The 16,734-nt window shown below is 61.7% G+C and carries 18 protein-coding genes and 1 other RNA gene; 7 read left to right on the plus strand and 12 right to left on the minus strand.

Annotated features, from left to right (window positions below):
• The first annotated feature begins 94 nt into the window (after positions 1 to 94).
• Both QEO92_RS16400 and QEO92_RS16405 read left to right on the plus strand, forming a co-directional pair.
• On the plus strand, positions 95 to 925 hold the full coding sequence (locus QEO92_RS16400; RefSeq protein ID WP_227703729.1) for a methyl-accepting chemotaxis protein: 831 nt from the start codon (positions 95 to 97) through the stop codon (positions 923 to 925).
• A 115-nt stretch (positions 926 to 1,040) separates the two neighbouring features.
• Positions 1,041 to 2,048, plus strand: a complete 1,008-nt coding sequence (locus QEO92_RS16405; protein ID WP_227703730.1) for an LLM class flavin-dependent oxidoreductase — start codon at positions 1,041 to 1,043, stop codon at positions 2,046 to 2,048.
• 115 nt (positions 2,049 to 2,163) lie between these two features.
• Here the strand turns inward: QEO92_RS16405 and QEO92_RS16410 are convergent, their stop codons facing one another.
• Positions 2,164 to 2,910 (minus strand): YebC/PmpR family DNA-binding transcriptional regulator, encoded by a 747-nt coding sequence (locus tag QEO92_RS16410; protein ID WP_037148978.1) that lies wholly within the window; start codon positions 2,908 to 2,910, stop codon positions 2,164 to 2,166.
• 184 nt (positions 2,911 to 3,094) lie between these two features.
• Here QEO92_RS16410 and QEO92_RS16415 point away from each other — a divergent pair, with 184 nt between their 5' ends.
• Positions 3,095 to 3,607 carry a pyridoxamine 5'-phosphate oxidase family protein gene (locus tag QEO92_RS16415; protein ID WP_227703731.1) on the plus strand — a complete coding sequence of 171 codons (513 nt, stop codon included), beginning with the start codon at positions 3,095 to 3,097 and terminating at the stop codon, positions 3,605 to 3,607.
• Positions 3,608 to 3,631: 24 nt separating this feature from the next.
• Here the strand turns inward: QEO92_RS16415 and QEO92_RS16420 are convergent, their stop codons facing one another.
• Positions 3,632 to 4,477: an MBL fold metallo-hydrolase gene (locus QEO92_RS16420; protein WP_227703732.1), complete on the minus strand. Its 846-nt coding sequence runs from the start codon at positions 4,475 to 4,477 to the stop codon at positions 3,632 to 3,634.
• Positions 4,478 to 4,680: 203 nt separating this feature from the next.
• Here QEO92_RS16420 and QEO92_RS16425 point away from each other — a divergent pair, with 203 nt between their 5' ends.
• Both QEO92_RS16425 and QEO92_RS16430 read left to right on the plus strand, forming a co-directional pair.
• Complete coding sequence (locus QEO92_RS16425; protein WP_227703733.1) at positions 4,681 to 5,412, plus strand: dienelactone hydrolase family protein; 732 nt, start codon at positions 4,681 to 4,683, stop codon at positions 5,410 to 5,412.
• 29 nt (positions 5,413 to 5,441) lie between these two features.
• On the plus strand, positions 5,442 to 5,825 hold the full coding sequence (locus QEO92_RS16430; RefSeq protein WP_037156110.1) for a YciI family protein: 384 nt from the start codon (positions 5,442 to 5,444) through the stop codon (positions 5,823 to 5,825).
• A gap of 138 nt (positions 5,826 to 5,963) precedes the next feature.
• Here the strand turns inward: QEO92_RS16430 and QEO92_RS16435 are convergent, their stop codons facing one another.
• A complete protein-coding gene (locus QEO92_RS16435) occupies positions 5,964 to 6,707 on the minus strand; it encodes an SDR family NAD(P)-dependent oxidoreductase (protein WP_037156108.1) in 744 nt (247 codons plus the stop codon).
• 91 nt (positions 6,708 to 6,798) lie between these two features.
• On the opposite strand from QEO92_RS16435, the gene QEO92_RS16440 reads away from it, so the two are divergent.
• Positions 6,799 to 7,353 carry a TetR/AcrR family transcriptional regulator gene (locus QEO92_RS16440; RefSeq protein WP_227703734.1) on the plus strand — a complete coding sequence of 185 codons (555 nt, stop codon included), beginning with the start codon at positions 6,799 to 6,801 and terminating at the stop codon, positions 7,351 to 7,353.
• A gap of 49 nt (positions 7,354 to 7,402) precedes the next feature.
• Here the strand turns inward: QEO92_RS16440 and QEO92_RS16445 are convergent, their stop codons facing one another.
• From QEO92_RS16445 to QEO92_RS16485, 9 genes are all read right to left on the minus strand, one after another.
• Positions 7,403 to 8,227: a TIGR00282 family metallophosphoesterase gene (locus tag QEO92_RS16445; RefSeq protein ID WP_037156095.1), complete on the minus strand. Its 825-nt coding sequence runs from the start codon at positions 8,225 to 8,227 to the stop codon at positions 7,403 to 7,405.
• Between the two features lie 11 nt (positions 8,228 to 8,238).
• Positions 8,239 to 8,829: a 5-formyltetrahydrofolate cyclo-ligase gene (locus QEO92_RS16450; protein ID WP_037156093.1), complete on the minus strand. Its 591-nt coding sequence runs from the start codon at positions 8,827 to 8,829 to the stop codon at positions 8,239 to 8,241.
• Complete coding sequence (locus QEO92_RS16455; RefSeq protein ID WP_320443051.1) at positions 8,829 to 10,100, minus strand: hemolysin family protein; 1,272 nt, start codon at positions 10,098 to 10,100, stop codon at positions 8,829 to 8,831. Before QEO92_RS16455 ends, QEO92_RS16450 begins: the two co-directional genes overlap by 1 nt.
• 253 nt (positions 10,101 to 10,353) lie before the next feature.
• Positions 10,354 to 11,382 carry a sensor histidine kinase gene (locus QEO92_RS16460; protein WP_227703736.1) on the minus strand — a complete coding sequence of 343 codons (1,029 nt, stop codon included), beginning with the start codon at positions 11,380 to 11,382 and terminating at the stop codon, positions 10,354 to 10,356.
• A 9-nt stretch (positions 11,383 to 11,391) separates the two neighbouring features.
• Positions 11,392 to 11,772: a response regulator gene (locus QEO92_RS16465; RefSeq protein ID WP_320443052.1), complete on the minus strand. Its 381-nt coding sequence runs from the start codon at positions 11,770 to 11,772 to the stop codon at positions 11,392 to 11,394.
• The gene (locus QEO92_RS16470) at positions 11,654 to 13,330 is read right to left on the minus strand and encodes a sensor histidine kinase (protein ID WP_320443029.1); all 1,677 of its coding nucleotides are present in this window, start codon (positions 13,328 to 13,330) and stop codon (positions 11,654 to 11,656) included. The genes QEO92_RS16465 and QEO92_RS16470 overlap by 119 nt, the downstream gene beginning before the upstream one ends.
• A 118-nt stretch (positions 13,331 to 13,448) precedes the next feature.
• Positions 13,449 to 13,608: non-coding RNA, 6S RNA (ssrS, locus tag QEO92_RS16475), on the minus strand.
• 79 nt (positions 13,609 to 13,687) lie between these two features.
• Positions 13,688 to 14,065: a cell division protein ZapA gene (locus tag QEO92_RS16480; protein WP_227703737.1), complete on the minus strand. Its 378-nt coding sequence runs from the start codon at positions 14,063 to 14,065 to the stop codon at positions 13,688 to 13,690.
• Positions 14,066 to 14,093: 28 nt separating this feature from the next.
• On the minus strand, positions 14,094 to 14,366 hold the full coding sequence (locus QEO92_RS16485; RefSeq protein ID WP_037156158.1) for a DUF4164 domain-containing protein: 273 nt from the start codon (positions 14,364 to 14,366) through the stop codon (positions 14,094 to 14,096).
• 342 nt (positions 14,367 to 14,708) lie between these two features.
• Between QEO92_RS16485 and tkt the strand changes: the two genes are divergently transcribed.
• Complete coding sequence (gene tkt / locus QEO92_RS16490; protein WP_227703738.1) at positions 14,709 to 16,691, plus strand: transketolase; 1,983 nt, start codon at positions 14,709 to 14,711, stop codon at positions 16,689 to 16,691.
• Positions 16,692 to 16,734: the final 43 nt, after the last annotated feature.

The following is a 16,734-nucleotide window of genomic DNA, read 5'->3' on the forward strand; positions in this document are numbered from 1 at the left end:
TTGGGCAGAACCTTAACAAATCCGGCAACTGCCTTTCCTTCACCGCGTTGGTTGAGCACAAAGGGGGGAGCCGAAGCATAAAGGAGGCGCCCGAATGATACGGGATCGAGATCCGAATGAATTGGAACTGCAGCATATGCGTGTCGTCGTCAACGCGCTGGACAGTGGGCTGAGACGGTTTGCCGTCGGGGACCTGGAGGCGACAATCGATGCGCCCTTTCCCACCCACTTGGAGGGCATGCGGCGGGATTTCAACCGCGGTCTGCGCGCACTGAGCGGCACGGTGGATTCGGTCATCGGCAATGCCCGTCTCCTGCGCCGCGAATCAGATGCACTTCGGAAAAGCATGACCGAAAACGCGGGGAAAGAAGCCGAGGAATCCACGCGCCTTTCCAAAGCGGTCGCGGCTGCCGGCACCGTGGCCCTGGGCCTTCGCCAGCAGAAGGCACTTGCCCAGCACGCGGCCACCATCGCCGAGAACGCCAAGCTCGACATACACCGTCCCAAGGAGGCGGTTGCCGCCGCGCTGAGGCTTATTGAAAAGATCGGCAGCGACCCCGGCGGCAAGGCATCACCCGGCCGCATCGAGGCGCTCTCGGAGAAGACTGAGCAGATCGGCCGGGAACTGGACGCCCTCAGCCTTTATCTGGACGCTCTAGGCGAACACATCGGCAATCTCGCGGAGGGGGTTGAAACCCAGGCCGGCACCGCATCCTCCACCTATGACGAACTGAACGAACTTGCAAAATCGAGACGCTCCGCAAGCCTGAAGGCCGATATCGAAACGCTGACGCTCGACCGCATGGACCGGGAGATCGCCGAGATCGACCAGAAGGCGAGCCGCTTCATGCATGTCACGGTCATCACCCCGCCGCCGCGCGATCCCGGTACGCGCGGTCCGCATCTGCGGCTGGTCAAATCGTGACCTGTCGGGGCCGCCATCGCGGCCCCTTTTTCCGTGGATCGGAGGGGTCGCATTCCTGGACACGGCTGCCTAAATAGATGGGACACCCTGTCACCCATCCGTTCAGGACATGCCGATGATCCCCTTTTCCATTCTCGATCTTTCGCCAATCGGCGAAGGTTATTCCGTGCGCGATGCACTCGACCAGTCCCGCCGCATGGCGATCAAGGCGGAAGAAGAGGGCTATAAACGGGTCTGGCTCGCCGAACACCATGGCATGCCGGGCATCGCAAGCGCCGCCACATCGCTGGTGATCGGCCATGTGGGCGCCGCGACCAGGACAATCCGCGTCGGCTCCGGCGGCATCATGCTGCCCAATCATTCGCCGCTCGTCATTGCCGAACAGTTCGGCACGCTGGAAGCGCTGCTGCCCGGTCGTGTCGATCTCGGCCTCGGCCGTGCACCGGGAACCGACATGCGCACCGCGAGCGCGCTTCGCCGCAACCTCGAAGCAGGGGCGGAAAATTTCCCGCACGACATCCTCGAGCTGCAAAAACTGCTCGGCACGCCGGAAAGGGACCAGGGCCTCATCGCCGTTCCCGGCATGGACGCCCATGTGCCGATCTGGCTGCTTGGATCGAGCATCTATAGCGCCCACCTCGCCGCCGCGCTGGGCCTTCCCTACGCCTTCGCCTCGCATTTCGCGCCCGACATGCTGATGGAGGCGATCGCAATCTACCGTGAGCGGTTCCAGCCCTCGCTTGAGCTCGAAAAGCCCTATGTGATGGTGGGCGTCATGGGCGTCGCGGCAGAAACCGATGCCGAAGCCGAGCGGCTTTTCACGTCCTCGCAGCAGCAGTTCGTCAACCTGCGCAAGAACGTCCGAACCCGCTTCCCGAAGCCGGTCGACAGCATGGAAGGCCTCTGGACGCCGATGGAGAAAATGAACGTCGAGCACACGCTGCGTTACGCAGCAGTGGGCTCCGTGCCGAAGATCACGGCGAAGCTCAGCGATTTTCTCGAAGAGACCGAGGCCGACGAACTGATCATCTCCATGCCGATCCACGACATCGACAAGCGCCTGCGCTCGGTGGAACTGTTCGCGACCTTGCCGATGATGGAGAAGATTTCACCCTCCCCTTGAGGGGGAGGGTCGAACCGAAGGTTCGGGGTGGGGTGACAGGCAAGACAGCTTATGTTTCACCCCCACCCATCGCTTCGCGATGACCTCCCCCCTCGAGGGGGAGGTAGAGGAAAGATCAGGCCGAAAGCTTGGCCATCACCTCGTCGGAAACCTCGAAGTTCGAATAGACGTTCTGCACATCGTCATCGTCTTCCAGGTTGTCGATGAGCTTCATCAGCGACTGCGCCTTTTCCTCATCGACCTCGATCGTGTTCTGCGGCCTCCAGATCGCCTTGACGGTCTCGGCTTCGCCGAGCGTGGCTTCCAGCGCTTTCGATACTTCGCCAAGGCTTTCGAACGCGCAGATGATCGTGTGGCCGTCCTCGTCGGAGGTCACGTCGTCGGCGCCCGCCTCGATCGCCGCCTCCATTACCTTGTCCGCATCGCCGGCGCCCGGCTTGTAAGTGATCTCGCCCACATGATCGAAGGAGAAAGAGACCGAACCGGTTTCGCCGAGCGCACCGCCCGCCTTGGTGAAGATCGAACGGACGTTCGAGGCCGTGCGGTTGCGGTTGTCGGTCAGCGCCTCGACGATGACTGCCGTGCCGCCCGGACCGTAGCCTTCGTAGCGGACGGAATCATAGGTTTCAGCATCCGCGCCGGACGCCTTCTTGATGGCGCGGTCGATATTGTCCTTCGGCATGGACTGCGCCTTGGCGTTCTGGATCGCCAGACGCAAGGCCGCATTCATGGTCGGATCGGGCAAACCCTGCTTGGCGGCGACGGTGATTTCGCGCGCGAGCTTGGAGAACAGCTTCGACCGGATCGAGTCCTGCTTGCCCTTCCGGTGCATGATGTTCTTGAACTGTGAATGGCCAGCCATGGCACCCCTGACGCTTTAGCTTGCTTTGGAATGGGCGCCTTATAATTTCGAAGCCCAACAGGTTCAAGGCTTTTCCGTTCAAGAGCATTTCCGGTTGGGGCGCGGGCTTTTCGCCGCCCCGATCCAGGAACAAAGCCCGAGCCTCGCTGTTTCTTCATCTGAACGAAGATAGAGGAGACAATCTATGGCAAGCCTGACAGAAGCCCGCGAAGCGCCGGAACGCCAGCTCTGGGACGAGATCGACAACATCCATGCAGGCATGCTCGGCATCGAAGGCTCGCATATGCATTTCCAGCCGATGGCGCCGCATGTGGATCGGAAGACCAGCACGATCTGGTTCTTCACCAAGACCGATACGGACCTGGTGCGAGCCATCCGTCCGGGTACACGGGCGCATTTCTGCGTCGTCGGCAAGAACCACGACTATCATGCCTGTCTGGCCGGCACGCTGGAAGTGCGCAAGGATCCGGCAAAGATCGACAACTACTGGAGCGCCGTGACCGCCGCCTGGTACGAAAACGGCAAGGAGGACTCGCTGCTCACCATGCTCGCCTTCCGCGTCGACGATGCGGAAATCTGGGCGTCCACGGACAGTTCGCTGAAGTTCGGCTGGGAAATCGCCAAGGCGAACCTGACGGACGAGAAGGTGCCGGAGGTCGGCGTCAAGCAGCACCTCGCCTTTCCGCAATTCCATTAGATCGATACGTCGCGGCGGGAATGCTCAAAGCCCTTGCGGCACCAGAATGGTCGGCTTCTTCGGCAGTGTCCGCATCGAAACCCTGATCACCGGTTCTCTCGCATAGGCGATATCGAACCGCCCATCGAACATGGCAAGGAAGTTGTCGAGCGGCGGCCCAAAGCGGTGCATGGGCAGGATGAGCGAGGAACGCAGGCGCTGGACGACGCGGCTCATGCTGTCCGCTCCCATCGTGAGCCCGCCATCGACCGGCACCATCAGGATGTCGAGCCGGCCGATCTCCGTATATTGCTCCTCGGTGAGCTCGAAATGCAGGTGGCCGAGATGGCCGATGCAGAGCCCCGCGACCTCGAAAATGAAGATGGAGTTGCCGTTTTCCTCGACGCTTCCACCCCAGGAGCGGATGTCGGAAACGACGTTGCGGATATAGACATCCCCCACCATCAGGCGATGCTCGGCCTTTTCGCTGGGAACGTCACTCCAGCCGTGCAGGACATGCTTGATGCCGGTATCCGGGCTGAGCGTATAGTGGGTGGAATGCGCCTTGTTCATCGTCACCACATCCGGCAGACGCGGCGGCGGATAGACGCCGCTGTAGTCGGTTGCGATCCCGACACCCTCCGGAGTCTCGATGAAATAGGTGGAGTGGCCGACGAAGGTGATCTTCACCTCCTCCTTTTCGGCGAGCGCGAGATTTTTCCCCGTCTGGACGAACTGCAGGTCGGAAGGTCTGAAACTCGCGAACATCACGCCGGGCAATTTGCTGGCGATCGCCTGGCACTGGCTGACCGGAAGGCCGGCATCCTGCGCGAACACGGCGAAGGCCGAAAGAAGAAGGCTGGAAAGACCGAATGCGAGAGCCCGTAGCATCGTGCCACTCCCAAGAACTGCAGTTCATGCTCATTCCCGGCGAAAACATGCGGCAATGCGAAAGACCGGTCCAGCGGAATTGGCTCGCCGACCCTCACAATTCTGTCATTGGTGAAGATCATGGAATTGACTATTGAAAAGCTTTCGCACCGACCGAGATAACCTCGCCGGCGCATGAGGCAGGAATGCTGGAGGGAGATTTCATGAAGCACGACATTGAGATCAAGACGGCCGACGGCACCGCCAGGGCTGCCGTCATCAAGCCGGAAAACCGCGCGGCGACGGTTAAGGGCGTCGTGATGTACATGGATGCCTTCGGCCCGCGTCAGGCACTCTACGACATGGGCCGGCGCATCGCCGATGCCGGCCATATCGTGCTCGTGCCCGATCTCTATTACCGTTCCGGGCCCTATGAACCTTTCAATGCCAAGACCGCCTTCAGCGACGAATCCACAAAGACAAAGCTCCGGAGCATGATGCAGGCGACTACGCAGGAACTGACCGCCCGCGATGGCGCCGCCTTTATTGACGCCCTGGAAGCGGCAGGCGCGACCGGCCCGATCGCCGTCGTCGGCTATTGCATGGGCGGCGCACGTGCGCTCACCGCCGCCGCCCGTTATCCCGACCGCGTCAAGGCGGCGGCGAGCTTCCACGGCGGCAATCTGGCGAGCGACGCCGATGACAGCCCGCACAGGCTCGCCGATAAGATAAAGGCGCGGGTTTATGTGGGCGTCGCCGGCGTCGACAACTCGTTTCCGCCCGAACAATCGGGCAGGCTCGCGGAAGCCCTTCGCAGCGGCGGCGTCGACCATACGATCGAAAACTACGTCGGCATGGCCCATGGCTGGGCCGTTCCCGACCACAGCGTCTACAACGAGCAGGGTTCCGAGCGGCATTTCAAGCGCTTGCTGACACTACTTGAGGAAGCGCTCTAACGCAAGATTGCACAAGGAGGGGACAATCCATGTACTACGCTATCCTGGCCTATCACGCAGAAGGAGTGGTCGAATCCTGGACCGAAGAAGAGGATGCGGCACTGATGACCGATCTGCTCCGCATCAACGACCGGCTTGTCAGGGAGAAGCATCTGGGACCGGCCGCGCGGCTGGGTCCCACGCGAAGCGCCGTGACGCTCCGCGGCAAGGATGCCGGCATCGTCACCGACGGCCCCTTTGCCGAAACCAAGGAAGAGTTGCTCGGCTTCTATGTGGTGGATTTCCCCACACTTGACGATGCCGTCGCAGCAGCCCGCGACCTGCGCCGCGCCAATCCGACCGCCGTCTATGAAATCCGGCCCGTCTCACTCTATCTGCCGGGCGCGCCGCTGGAGACCCGGGACGAGGGGTAAGGGTGCTTTGCGAAGTCGCGAAAGGAAAAGGGGCGGCCCGGACCGCCCCAGACCGAAATGTGGAATTCAAGCGGATGTCGATTCCGAGTCCGCTTGCGGCGCGGCTGTTTCAGGTGGGTCATCCTTCCGGAACTATCTTCAGACCGCCACGAATCCGCCATCGACAAATAGCTCTTCGCCACCAACGAAGCTGCTTTCGTTCGATGCGAGATACAGCACCGCCTTGGCGATCTCTTCGGTCTGGCCGAGCCTCCCGAACGGAATAGTTTGCTGCATCCATTCCTCGGCGCCGGCATTGTTCTGCAGATAGGTCTGCATTGCCGGTGTCAGGACCATGCCGGGTGAAACGACGTTCACACGAATGCCCCGGCTTTTCAGATCGGTCGTCCAAGTTCGCGCAAACGAACGGATCGCTGCCTTTGTGGCGCTATAGATGGAGAGGTTGGCGAAGCCCTTGCTACCCGCCCCCGATCCAGTCAGCACAACAGCGCCGCCGGCAGACATCAGCGGTAGAGCCTTTTGCACGGTGAAGACCATGCCCTTCACATTGATGCCAAAGACGCGGTCGAAATGATCTTCTTCAATGCCGCCGATGGGGGCTGACTCGGACACGCCGGCATTTGCGAAGACCACGTCCACGCGGCCGTGATCGCGCTTTATCTGCGCGTATAGCCTGTCGAGGTCTGCAAGATCGCTGACATCGCCTTGAACACCGATGGCACCGTTGCCGATTTCCTCGAGCGCCTCGTCCAGGCGTTCTTGCCGGCGTCCCGTGACATACACATGGGCGCCTTCTGCTGCGAACGACTTGGCTGTTGTCAAGCCGATGCCGTCCGTTCCGCCCGTGATCACCACGACCTTGTCCTCAAATCGCTTCGTCATATCATTCGCTCGCTTTCACAATAAGTGGAGGATTGCTCCAGTTACTATATGGAGATATCCTCCACTTACAAGTCATGGTGAGGCAGATTTTTTGACTGACGAAACCCCATTGCGAGCCGATGCGCAGCTGAACAGGGAGCGAATCCTTGCCGCAGCCGAGGAAGTCTTTCTGGAGAGAGGCACGGGCGTTTCATTGGACGACGTCGCAAAGCGCGCCGGGGTCGGGATCGGGACGCTTTATCGCCGCTTCCCAACGCGGGAAGACCTCTTAGCCGCGACGTATAGCGCCCGCTTCTTGGCTCTCGCTGAGGCGAGCCGTGCCAGAGCAGTTGATCTTGACCCCTCAAGCGCCTTGCGCGCCTACCTTGAAGAACTCGTCCAATATACGAATGTTTATCGAGGTTTTGCGGCGTCTCTCGGGACGGTTCTACAGATTGGAACGCCCGGATGTCTCGCTACCAGTGAGGAAGGTGCCCGACTTTTGCATACTGCACAGGAGGCGGGAGCTATTCGACCTGATATCAGCTTCAACGACATAGTCTGCGTCGCGACCGCAATCTCGCTCGCTACTGAGAAAGACACCTCACCGCAAGCGCACATCGCTCATTTGGTGGGCGTGTTCATGAATGGAATCGGTTTGCGCTGAAGCCACCAGGTTAGGGGCTGGGCCTAGATCATCCCTCAATCGCAGTCCTCTAGTTCCAAAAAGATGGAACTGTTTCGGCCAGCCGCGGGCCGATCCGCAGGGGCGCGATCTTCTCCGCAAGGCCGGTGGCGTCGGAAATCTCGATGCCGAGGCCGCAGAGCGTGGCCGGGCCCGTCGCCGCCTCGAAACGCCCCTTCGGCATTTTCGAGATGAAGCGGTTGAGCGGTTCTTCCTTGTCCATGCCGAGCGACGAATCGTAGTCGCCGCACATTCCGGCATCCGACATGTAGCCCGTGCCGCCATTGAGGATCTGGCAATCGGCCGTCGGCACGTGCGTATGCGTGCCGACCACGAGGCTGGCGCGGCCATCCACGAAATGCCCGAAGCACTGCTTCTCGCTCGTCGCCTCCGCGTGGAAGTCGAAAACGATCGCGTCCGCCTGCTCCTTCAGCGGACAGGCCGCGAGGATCGTCTCGGCGCTCTTGAACGGATCGTCGAGTTCCGGATGCATGAAGACCCGGCCCATGATATTGGCGACCAGGATGCGGGCGCCGTTTCGGGCATAGTAGAGCCCGGCGCCCCTGCCCGGCGTCCCGGCGGGATAGTTGGCAGGCCTGAGGAACTGGTCGTGGCGGGCGGCGAAGGCGATCGCGTCCTTCTGGTCCCATACATGATTGCCGGTCGTCACCACGTCGGCACCGGCATTGATCGTTTCCAGAAAAATCTCTTCCGTGATGCCGAAACCGCCGGCGGCATTTTCGCCGTTGACGATGACGAAATCGAGCTTCAGGTCGGAGACGAGGCCGGGCAGCTTTTCCCACACCGCCGTGCGGCCGGTCTTGCCCACCATGTCACCCAGAAACAAAAGGCGCATTCTTATCCAATCTATGCCTGGCCCGAATGTTCGAAGGGCCGGTAGCCGCTTTCCGTCAGGACCGCGTCCAGTCTGATATCGTGAGGTTCAAACGGCACTGATGCCACTTCCTGGCAGTCGAATGCAATCCCGATCAGCTTCGGCTTCAGGCCTTTTTGCTGCAGACGGTGAATCGCCCGGTCATAGTAGCCGCCGCCGTAGCCGATCCGGTGCCCCTGCCGGTCGAAGGCCGAAAGCGGCACCAGCATGACGTCGGGATCGAGTTCCGCCGCCTCCGGACCCGGGCCGAAGGTGCCGAACGTGCCGGGCACCAGGTCGGCTCCGCGGACCAGTTCGCGGAAGACGATCGTCTTCTTGTCGAGGATGACGGGAACGCAAAGCCGCGCGCTGCGGTCTCTCAAGGATGCCATCAGCGGCCTTAAGTCGACCTCCGAGCGGATCGGCAGAAAACCGGAGACGATCGCGCCTGCTTCAAAGTCGATCGCGCCCGCCCCATGCGAAGCAATCGCCAGGCTCTTTTCGATCCGCTCGACCGGCAAGATGGCGTCACGTGCGGCGAGCCGCTCGCCACGCAGCTCCGCTTTCGTCTTCCCATCCGCCATCACGCTCTTTCCGTGGCCCTGGTGACGAGCAGCTTGTCGATGCGCCGGCCATCGAGGTCCACGACCTCGAAGGTCCAGCCGTTCTTCGTGAAGCTCTCGCCGAGCTCCGGCAGGTGCTTCATCTCGTCGAGCACGAAGCCGGCGACGGTCTCGTAGCCGGGGTCTTCCCCGATCGGAACGCCCATCTGTTCGGCGAACTCGTCGACAGGCATCCAGCCGGCGACAAGGAAGGAGCCGTCGTCGCGCGGCACGATCGCGGGCTCCTCCTCCTCGTCCTCCTGGAAGACGCCGGTGATGGCCTCCAGGACGTCGCCGGAAGTGATGATGCCTTCGAAATGACCGTATTCGTCATAGACCAGCGCCATATGGGCCGGCGCGCGGCGGAGCGCCTGGATGACGTCGAGCGCGCCCGTGAGGTCTGAAACGACCGGCGCCTCGCGCATCAGCCCCGCTACGTCGAATTGCTTCTCGCCGGCGATGAAGCCGTAGGCATCCTTGACGAACAGCACACCAAGGATCTCGTCGGAACTGCCCTTGCGCACCGGCAGGCGCGAGCGCTGCGTGGCGCGAAGCTGGGCGCGAAGCTCTTCCGGGTCATCCTCGGTATCGATGACCTCGACATCCCGGCGCGGCGTCATCAGGCCGCGCGCCGTGCGGTCGGCGAGCCGCATGACGCCGGAAATCATTGCCGATTCCTCCGTCTCTATCACCCCCGCGCTCTGGGCTTCGGCGAGCACGGTGCGGATTTCCTCGTCCGTCACCCTGTCCCCGGATTCGCCCCTCTGGCCGAGCAGGCTAAGCACCATACGGCCGGAAACATCCAGAAACCAGACGATCGGCGCGCCGATCGTTGCAAGCAGCTTCATGGCCGGCGCAACCCGCGCAGCGACCGTCTCCGGCGCACGCAATGCGATCCGCTTCGGCACCAGTTCGCCGATGATCAGCGAGAGATAGGTGATGGCGACCACCACCGAGCCGACGCCGAGCGCATCCGCGGCATTGTCCGACAGGCCTTGCGCCTGAAGCCATCCGCTGAAACGCGCGCCGAGCGTGGCGCCGGAGAAGGCGCCGGAAAGCACGCCCACGAGCGTGATGCCGATCTGCACGGTGGAGAGGAAGCGGCCGGGGTCTTCCGCAAGCCGCATGGCCGTCGCCGCGCCCTTGTTGCCCTGTTCGGACATGACCTTCAAACGAACGGGGCGGGAGGACACGACGGCAAGTTCCGACATTGCCAGGACACCATTCAAAACGGTGAGCGCAATGACGATGATGATTTCGGTTAACAAGAGGAGCTCTTTGGCTAGGACAATATTCCGCACGCGAAACAGAAGCATCGCTCCGAAGAACGGCCCGCCTTGATGCGATTGCGCCGAAGGCGCCTCGCCGGCAAAGTTTCGCGCACAGCTCAGAAAACCGGAGACCGGTTCTCGGAGCTATGCACCTTCACTCGCAGATGGAAATCATAGGGTCGCATCCCGCCCATTGCAATGGCTGGAACAAAATCATGCGAAGTGGCTGAAGCTTTCAGTGCAGGCTGATCGTCAGTTCGGCGCGGGTTCCGGCGATATTCGGCACATAGTGGATGGCCGAACCGAGCGTTGCAGCCATGGATTTGACGATGCGGCTGCCGAGCCCCGTGCCTTTCGGCTGATCGTCTTCGCGCCAACCGATGCCGTCGTCCTCGACGGCAAGAAGCACGCTGTCCTCGCCCTGACGCTTCAGGAGGATTCTCACCTCGCCTTCCGTGCCGGCCGGATAGGCATATTTCAACGCGTTGGTAAGCAGTTCCGTGACGATCATGCCGATGGAAACGGCGCGATCGGACGAGAGCGATACCGGTTCGGCATCCAGCCGGATCGAAGGCCCCTGCCGATTATTGACCGAGCCCTGGACCTCGCGCACCAGCGTGCCGAGATACTTGTCCATCGACACGTGGCGGACGTCGTCGGAGGTGTAGAGACTGCGGTGCATGCCGGCGATGGCGGTAATGCGCGCCTGCGTTTCGGAAAGTGCCGCCTTGACCTCCTCGCTGCCGCTGCTGGAGGCCTGCAGGCGGATGAGTGCGGCGACCAGCGCCAGGCTATTGGCGACCCGATGGTTGACTTCCGCAAGCAGTATCTCGGCGCGCTCCTTGCCGCGGCGAATCTCCTGTTCGGCCTTCTCCTTGGCGCGGCGCAGTTCGGCATTGAAAATGCCCTGATCGATTGCGCTTTCCATCAGCGGCCAGAACTCCTCGCCGACCGTTTTGATGACATAGTCCGAGGCGCCGCTCTTCAAGGCGTCGATGGCGATCGTCGCGTCGCTGGAGCCCGTAACGTAGATCACGGGAATATCCGAACCACGCTCCTTCAGCCGGTGGAGGATCGCAAGCCCGGTGCCGGACCTCAGGTAATGATCGAGCACGACCACGTCGAGGCCGCCCCGATCCACCGCGTCCATCGCGGAGGCCTCATCCAGCGCGTGAACGACCTGATAACCGGCGCGGCCAAGGTGGCGTTCGGCAAGTCTGGCAAGGGCAAGGTCGTCGTCGACGTAAAGAATGGTGCGCGGCATCGCTTCTCGTTATTGTCCGGGTATCTGCATCACGGCAAAAAACAGCCCGAGCTGTCTGATGGCGTGCGCGAAGTTTTCATAGTCGACGGGCTTGGTGATGTAGACGTTGGCGCCAAGGTCGTAGCAACGCTGGATTTCCCGCTCGTCATCGGTCGTGGTCAGGATGACGACCGGAAGGCGTTTGGTGTGAGGATTGGACTTCACCTTCTCCAGGATGTCGACGCCCGACATGTCCGGCAGATTGAGGTCGAGCAGGATGAGCAGGTACCGTTCACGGCTGATCGCTCCCGAGCGGTCCGTCCCGAGAATGTAATCCAGCGCCGAGTTGCCATTGGTGAACGGGACGATCTCGTTGTTGACGCCGGCGCGGCGGACGTTTTTCTCGATCAGCCGCGCATGGCCCTCGTCGTCCTCGACCATCACGATCGTGACTTCTCTTCCGGCAGCTTTCATGACCCGTAACTCCTGACATATTGGGACAGATTGGTCGGCAGGCGGATGATGAACGTTGACCGCCGCCCAAGGTGGACGTCACCGTAATCTCGCCCCCTAAATTTCTCACTAATGAGCGCACGTGGGCGAGGCCTATTCCTTCACCCGGCTTGTCCTGGACCCCGGAGCGCCGGAAGAGCTCGAAAATCCGCCCGTGATCCTCCGGCGCGATTCCTCTGCCATTGTCGGCGATCTCGATGCGAATGGAATTGCGCCCTGCCGGCATGGCCTTGACCGACAGCGTCAACGGGCGGTCCGGGTGCTTGTACTTGACCGCATTGTCGAAAAGATTGCCGAAGATTTGTTCCATCGAAAATCGGTCGGTAATAAGGCCGCGAGCTGCCGCCACCGAAATATTCACCTCTCCGCCCGCCTCGTTGACCTGATGATAGACGCTCGCCGCGGTCATCTCGAGGAGTTCCTGCAGATTGACGCTCTCCGGTTTCAACTCACGCCGTCCGTCGCGCGAAATCTTCAGGATCGCGTTGATGAGCCCGTCCATCTTCTTCGTCGAGGAGCGGATGAAGGCGATCGCCTCCGGCAGGTCCTCCTCGACCGCCTGCCGCGCTTCCCGCACATCACCTTCCGTCAGCGCGGCCCCGTCGGCGAGAACATAGGTGCTGATCGATTTCAGGGTCTCATCGAGTTCGCTGGTAAAGCCCATGATGTTGACGAGCGGCGCCCGCAGGTCGTGCGATACAATATAGGCATAGCGCTGGATCTCCCGGTTCGCCTGGATGAGATCCTCCGTCCGCTCGTTGACGCGCTCTTCGAGACTGCTGTTCAGGTCCTCCACTTCCGCCCGCGCGCGCTGCAGTTCGCGTATATGCTGAAAGACGACTGCAATCGCGCCGCCGAGCACGAGGATGATCAGAACGCCGCCGCCGACCGTGAACCACTGCAGCGACGACGCCGAATCATGAAGCTCGCCGACACCCGCATTGAGCCGTCCATCCGCGTCTCGGACCAACTGGCTGAGGATGGCGCTGATGCCGTCCATGGTCTGGCGGCCATAGGCTCCCTTGACGATCGCGACGGCGCCGGCGAAGTTGCCATTCCTGCCGAGATCGACCGTGCCACGCAGTTCCTCCAGCTTCTCATCGATCAGATGATCGAGTTCGTCCATCCGGACCTGCACGGAGTTTTGCGCTTCGACGGCTGCCTTGAACCGGGCTCGGGCCTGCGGCAGCCTTGTCGTGGCAACGGTATAAGGCGTCAGGAACTGTTCGTCCTGGGTAAGCAGATAACCCCGCTGGCCGGATTCGGCGGCACGCAGATTGAGCAGCATGTCCGAGGCGGAACTGCGCACGTCGCGCAGCTTCACCACGTCCTGAAAATAGGCCTGCGTCTTTCGCGACATGAAAAAGGAGGAAAGCACGATCGCGACCAGGATGACGCTGCCGAGAAGCAGCATCAGCAGGGAGGATCGGGCGAAGGTCGTGTTGAAAAGTCGCATTGAAAACAGGCCGCTGGTGGAAAGGGACGGCAAGAAGTTGGTGGCCTCGCCACCGTTTTCAAGCGTCGACCGGCACGAACGCCCGCGAAGATGATCTTTTGAGGAACTAAAGAGAAAAGTGCGATCCGAGACAACCGATGGAAGCTTTCGATCCTGGGCGCCTACTTACGTAGGTGGGCGCCGTATGTCCAGGCCCACGAGCCTGGTCAGGGACAGCTCCCTAAGGATCGGGTATGGCCCCGAGGATTCATTGTTCCTGTCGAGAAGCACAGACCGCGAGGTCAATATAAGGAGGAAACCGGCATTGCACCAGTGGCAGCGCGGCCATTTTTATTGCCGGCCGCCAGTGCCTGTTCGCTAGTTCACAGACGCCGGCGCACGCCCGTTGAGCTTCGCGGTCAAGCCCTCGAGTCGGGAGGCGAGTTCGCCAAGCGCGGAGACAACGATCTGCTCGTTTTGCCGCTGGCTTTCGAGCGTACCGTCGCTGCTTGCCTTGAGCGCCCCAACCTCCGCTTCCAGCTTGCCCAGCTTGCGCGTCACCTCGGACAGTTCGTCCATGATCATGATGCCGGCCATGACGGTGATCCTGAGATCGCCGATCTCGCCGAACTGGCTCTTGAGATGTCCGACATACTGGTCGAAGCGCTCGGCGAGCTCGGTCAGGTGATCTTCCTGTCCTTCTTCGCAGGCCATGCGATAGGCTTTTCCGTCGATCGTCACCGTTACCTGGGCCATGAGATCCCCTCTTGATCCTGTTGCCGCGTCAGCGGTCGAGCACGGCGCGGATGGTCTCCATCGCCGTCACCAGGCGCCGCGAGACTTCCCGGTTCACCTCTTCCAGGCGGTTGGCGCGAAATTGCGATTCGTCGAGTTCCTGGGCAAGCCGCGCCCGGTCCGCGTGCACGCGGCGCACCTCGCCTTCTGCTTCCTGGCCTTCGCGCTGGCGCTCGATGCGCGCCTCGATGGCGCTTTCGAGACCGCCGATCGCAGCCTTCAGCTCCGAGATCGCCATGTCGATCGTCTTTTCCGCCGGCATGAGAAGCCTTCCTGTCGAAACGCGAAGAGGGCCGAATCGCATCGGCCCGCATTCTCCACAATCGCCACAGACTATTCACGGGCCGCAAGGCGGTCAATCAATCCAAACCCGTCGGACCTGTTCTAACTGTGGATCATGGCCTGTGTTTCGATATGCTCTTCGCACTGCATATAAATCAGGCAGCATGCGGGAAACTTCGCCATCATTCCATCGTCGGGCCTGTGCTTTTATTGACTTGCGCGTTGCACCTGCTAAGGATCAGCCGCTCCCCGACGGTCCGTGGTCCACCTCCTGGTGGCACCAGCAGGACCGCGACCGACACCCGGAAAAAGCGGATTAGCTATGACCTCTCGCGACAAACATAACCGGATGGCGAATGCGATCCGATTCCTTGCCATGGATGCTGTGGAAAAGGCCAATTCGGGCCATCCCGGCCTGCCGATGGGCGCTGCCGACATCGCGACCGTGCTCTTCACCCGCTACCTGAAATTCGATCCGAAGAACCCGCTCTGGCCGGACCGCGACCGTTTCGTACTGTCCGCCGGTCACGGTTCGATGCTCCTCTATTCGCTCCTCTATCTCACGGGGTATGAGGATATGACGATCGAGGACATCAAGCAGTTCCGCCAGCTCGGCTCCAAGACGGCCGGCCACCCCGAATACGGCCATGCCTCGGGCATCGAGACGACCACCGGCCCGCTCGGCCAGGGCATTGCCAACTCCGTCGGCATGGCGATCGCCGAGCGCAAGCTTGAGGAAGAATTCGGCTCCGACCTGCAGAGCCATTATACATACGCGCTCTGCGGCGACGGCTGCCTGATGGAAGGTATCAGCCAGGAAGCGATCGCACTTGCCGGGCATCTCAAGCTCAACAAGCTCGTCCTTATCTGGGACAACAACAACATTACCATCGACGGCCCCGTGAGCCTCGCCGATTCCACCGACCAGATCGCCCGCTTCAAGGCTGCGCATTGGAACACGATCGAGATCGATGGCCATGATCCCGACCAGATCGCCGCCGCCATCGAAGCCGCCCAGAAATCTGACCGTCCCACCTTCATCGCAGCCAAGACGATCATCGGCTTCGGCGCCCCGAACAAGCAGGGCACCCACAAGGTGCACGGCTCGCCGCTCGGCGCCGAGGAAATCGCCGCCGCCCGCAAGGCGCTGGACTGGGAGGCGGAAGCCTTCGTGGTCCCCGCCGACGTGCTGGATGCCTGGCGCCTCGCCGGCCTGCGCTCCACCAAGACGCGCAAGGAATGGGAAGATCGCCTTGCCGCCGCGCCGGCAGAAAAGAAGTCCGAGTTCGTCCGCCGCTTCGCCGGCGACCTGCCAGGCAGCTTCGATAGCGCCATCGACGCCTTCAAGAGGAAGGTTGCCGAGAACAATCCGACGGTCGCCACCCGCAAGGCCTCCGAGGATGCGCTTGAAATCATCAACGGGCTTGTGCCGGAAACGCTCGGCGGTTCCGCCGACCTGACGCCATCGAACAACACCAAGACCAGCCAGATGAAGTCGATCACGCCGACCGACTTCTCCGGACGCTACATGCACTGGGGCATCCGCGAGCATGCGACGGCGGCGGCCATGAACGGCATCGCCCTGCACGGCGGCCTGATCCCCTATTCCGGCGGCTTCCTGATCTTCTCGGACTATTGCCGCCCTGCCGTCCGCCTCGCAGCCCTGATGGGTATCCGTGTCGTCCATGTCTGGACACATGACTCGATCGGCGTCGGTGAAGACGGCCCGACCCACCAGCCGGTGGAACATGTCGCGTCCTTGCGCGCCATCCCGAACCTCCTCCTCTTCCGGCCGGCCGACGAGACCGAGACGGCGGAATGCTGGCAGCTGGCGCTCAAGGAAAAGCATCGCCCCTCCGGCCTGGCGCTCACCCGCCAGAACCTGACGCCTGCCCGCAAGACCTACGAAGAGAAGAACCTCTGCGCCCACGGAGCCTACGAACTGGTTTCCGCAAGCGACGCCAGGGTGACGATCTTCGCGTCCGGCTCGGAAGTCGAGATCGCGCTGAAGGCGCAGGCTGTCCTCGACGGCAAGGGGATCGCGACGCGCGTCGTTTCGGTCCCCTGTGTCGAACTCTTCCTGGAGCAGCCGGAAGCCTACCAGCAGGCGATCGTCGGCAACTCGCCGGTCAAGATCGCCGTCGAGGCAGCAGTGCGCGAAGGCTGGGATCACTTCATCGGCCCGAAGGGCGTCTTCATCGGCATGAAGTCCTTCGGCGCCTCCGGTCCGGCCAAGGATCTCTACAAGCATTTCGGCATTACCGCGGAAGCGGTCGTCGCCGCTGCCGAGAAAGAGCTCGCGTGAGCCGGAACCATTCACCTAGAGACCTGTAAGAAGCGGGAGTATC

Source organism: Neorhizobium petrolearium, assembly GCF_029854435.1.
Lineage (GTDB): Bacteria > Pseudomonadota > Alphaproteobacteria > Rhizobiales > Rhizobiaceae > Neorhizobium > Neorhizobium petrolearium.

Excerpts from the sequence above, each read along its gene's own strand:
- QEO92_RS16400 (WP_227703729.1), top strand. The coding sequence starts at position 95 with ATGATACGGGATCGAGATCCGAATGAATTGGAACTGCAGCATATGCGT.
- QEO92_RS16405 (WP_227703730.1), top strand. The coding sequence starts at position 1,041 with ATGATCCCCTTTTCCATTCTCGATCTTTCGCCAATCGGCGAAGGTTAT.
- QEO92_RS16410 (WP_037148978.1), bottom strand. The coding sequence starts at position 2,910 with ATGGCTGGCCATTCACAGTTCAAGAACATCATGCACCGGAAGGGCAAG.
- QEO92_RS16415 (WP_227703731.1), top strand. The coding sequence starts at position 3,095 with ATGGCAAGCCTGACAGAAGCCCGCGAAGCGCCGGAACGCCAGCTCTGG.
- QEO92_RS16420 (WP_227703732.1), bottom strand. The coding sequence starts at position 4,477 with ATGCTACGGGCTCTCGCATTCGGTCTTTCCAGCCTTCTTCTTTCGGCC.
- QEO92_RS16425 (WP_227703733.1), top strand. The coding sequence starts at position 4,681 with ATGAAGCACGACATTGAGATCAAGACGGCCGACGGCACCGCCAGGGCT.
- QEO92_RS16430 (WP_037156110.1), top strand. The coding sequence starts at position 5,442 with ATGTACTACGCTATCCTGGCCTATCACGCAGAAGGAGTGGTCGAATCC.
- QEO92_RS16435 (WP_037156108.1), bottom strand. The coding sequence starts at position 6,707 with ATGACGAAGCGATTTGAGGACAAGGTCGTGGTGATCACGGGCGGAACG.
- QEO92_RS16445 (WP_037156095.1), bottom strand. The coding sequence starts at position 8,227 with ATGCGCCTTTTGTTTCTGGGTGACATGGTGGGCAAGACCGGCCGCACG.
- QEO92_RS16450 (WP_037156093.1), bottom strand. The coding sequence starts at position 8,829 with ATGGCGGATGGGAAGACGAAAGCGGAGCTGCGTGGCGAGCGGCTCGCC.
- QEO92_RS16460 (WP_227703736.1), bottom strand. The coding sequence starts at position 11,382 with ATGCCGCGCACCATTCTTTACGTCGACGACGACCTTGCCCTTGCCAGA.
- QEO92_RS16470 (WP_320443029.1), bottom strand. The coding sequence starts at position 13,330 with ATGCGACTTTTCAACACGACCTTCGCCCGATCCTCCCTGCTGATGCTG.
- QEO92_RS16480 (WP_227703737.1), bottom strand. The coding sequence starts at position 14,065 with ATGGCCCAGGTAACGGTGACGATCGACGGAAAAGCCTATCGCATGGCC.
- QEO92_RS16485 (WP_037156158.1), bottom strand. The coding sequence starts at position 14,366 with ATGCCGGCGGAAAAGACGATCGACATGGCGATCTCGGAGCTGAAGGCT.
- tkt (WP_227703738.1), top strand. The coding sequence starts at position 14,709 with ATGACCTCTCGCGACAAACATAACCGGATGGCGAATGCGATCCGATTC.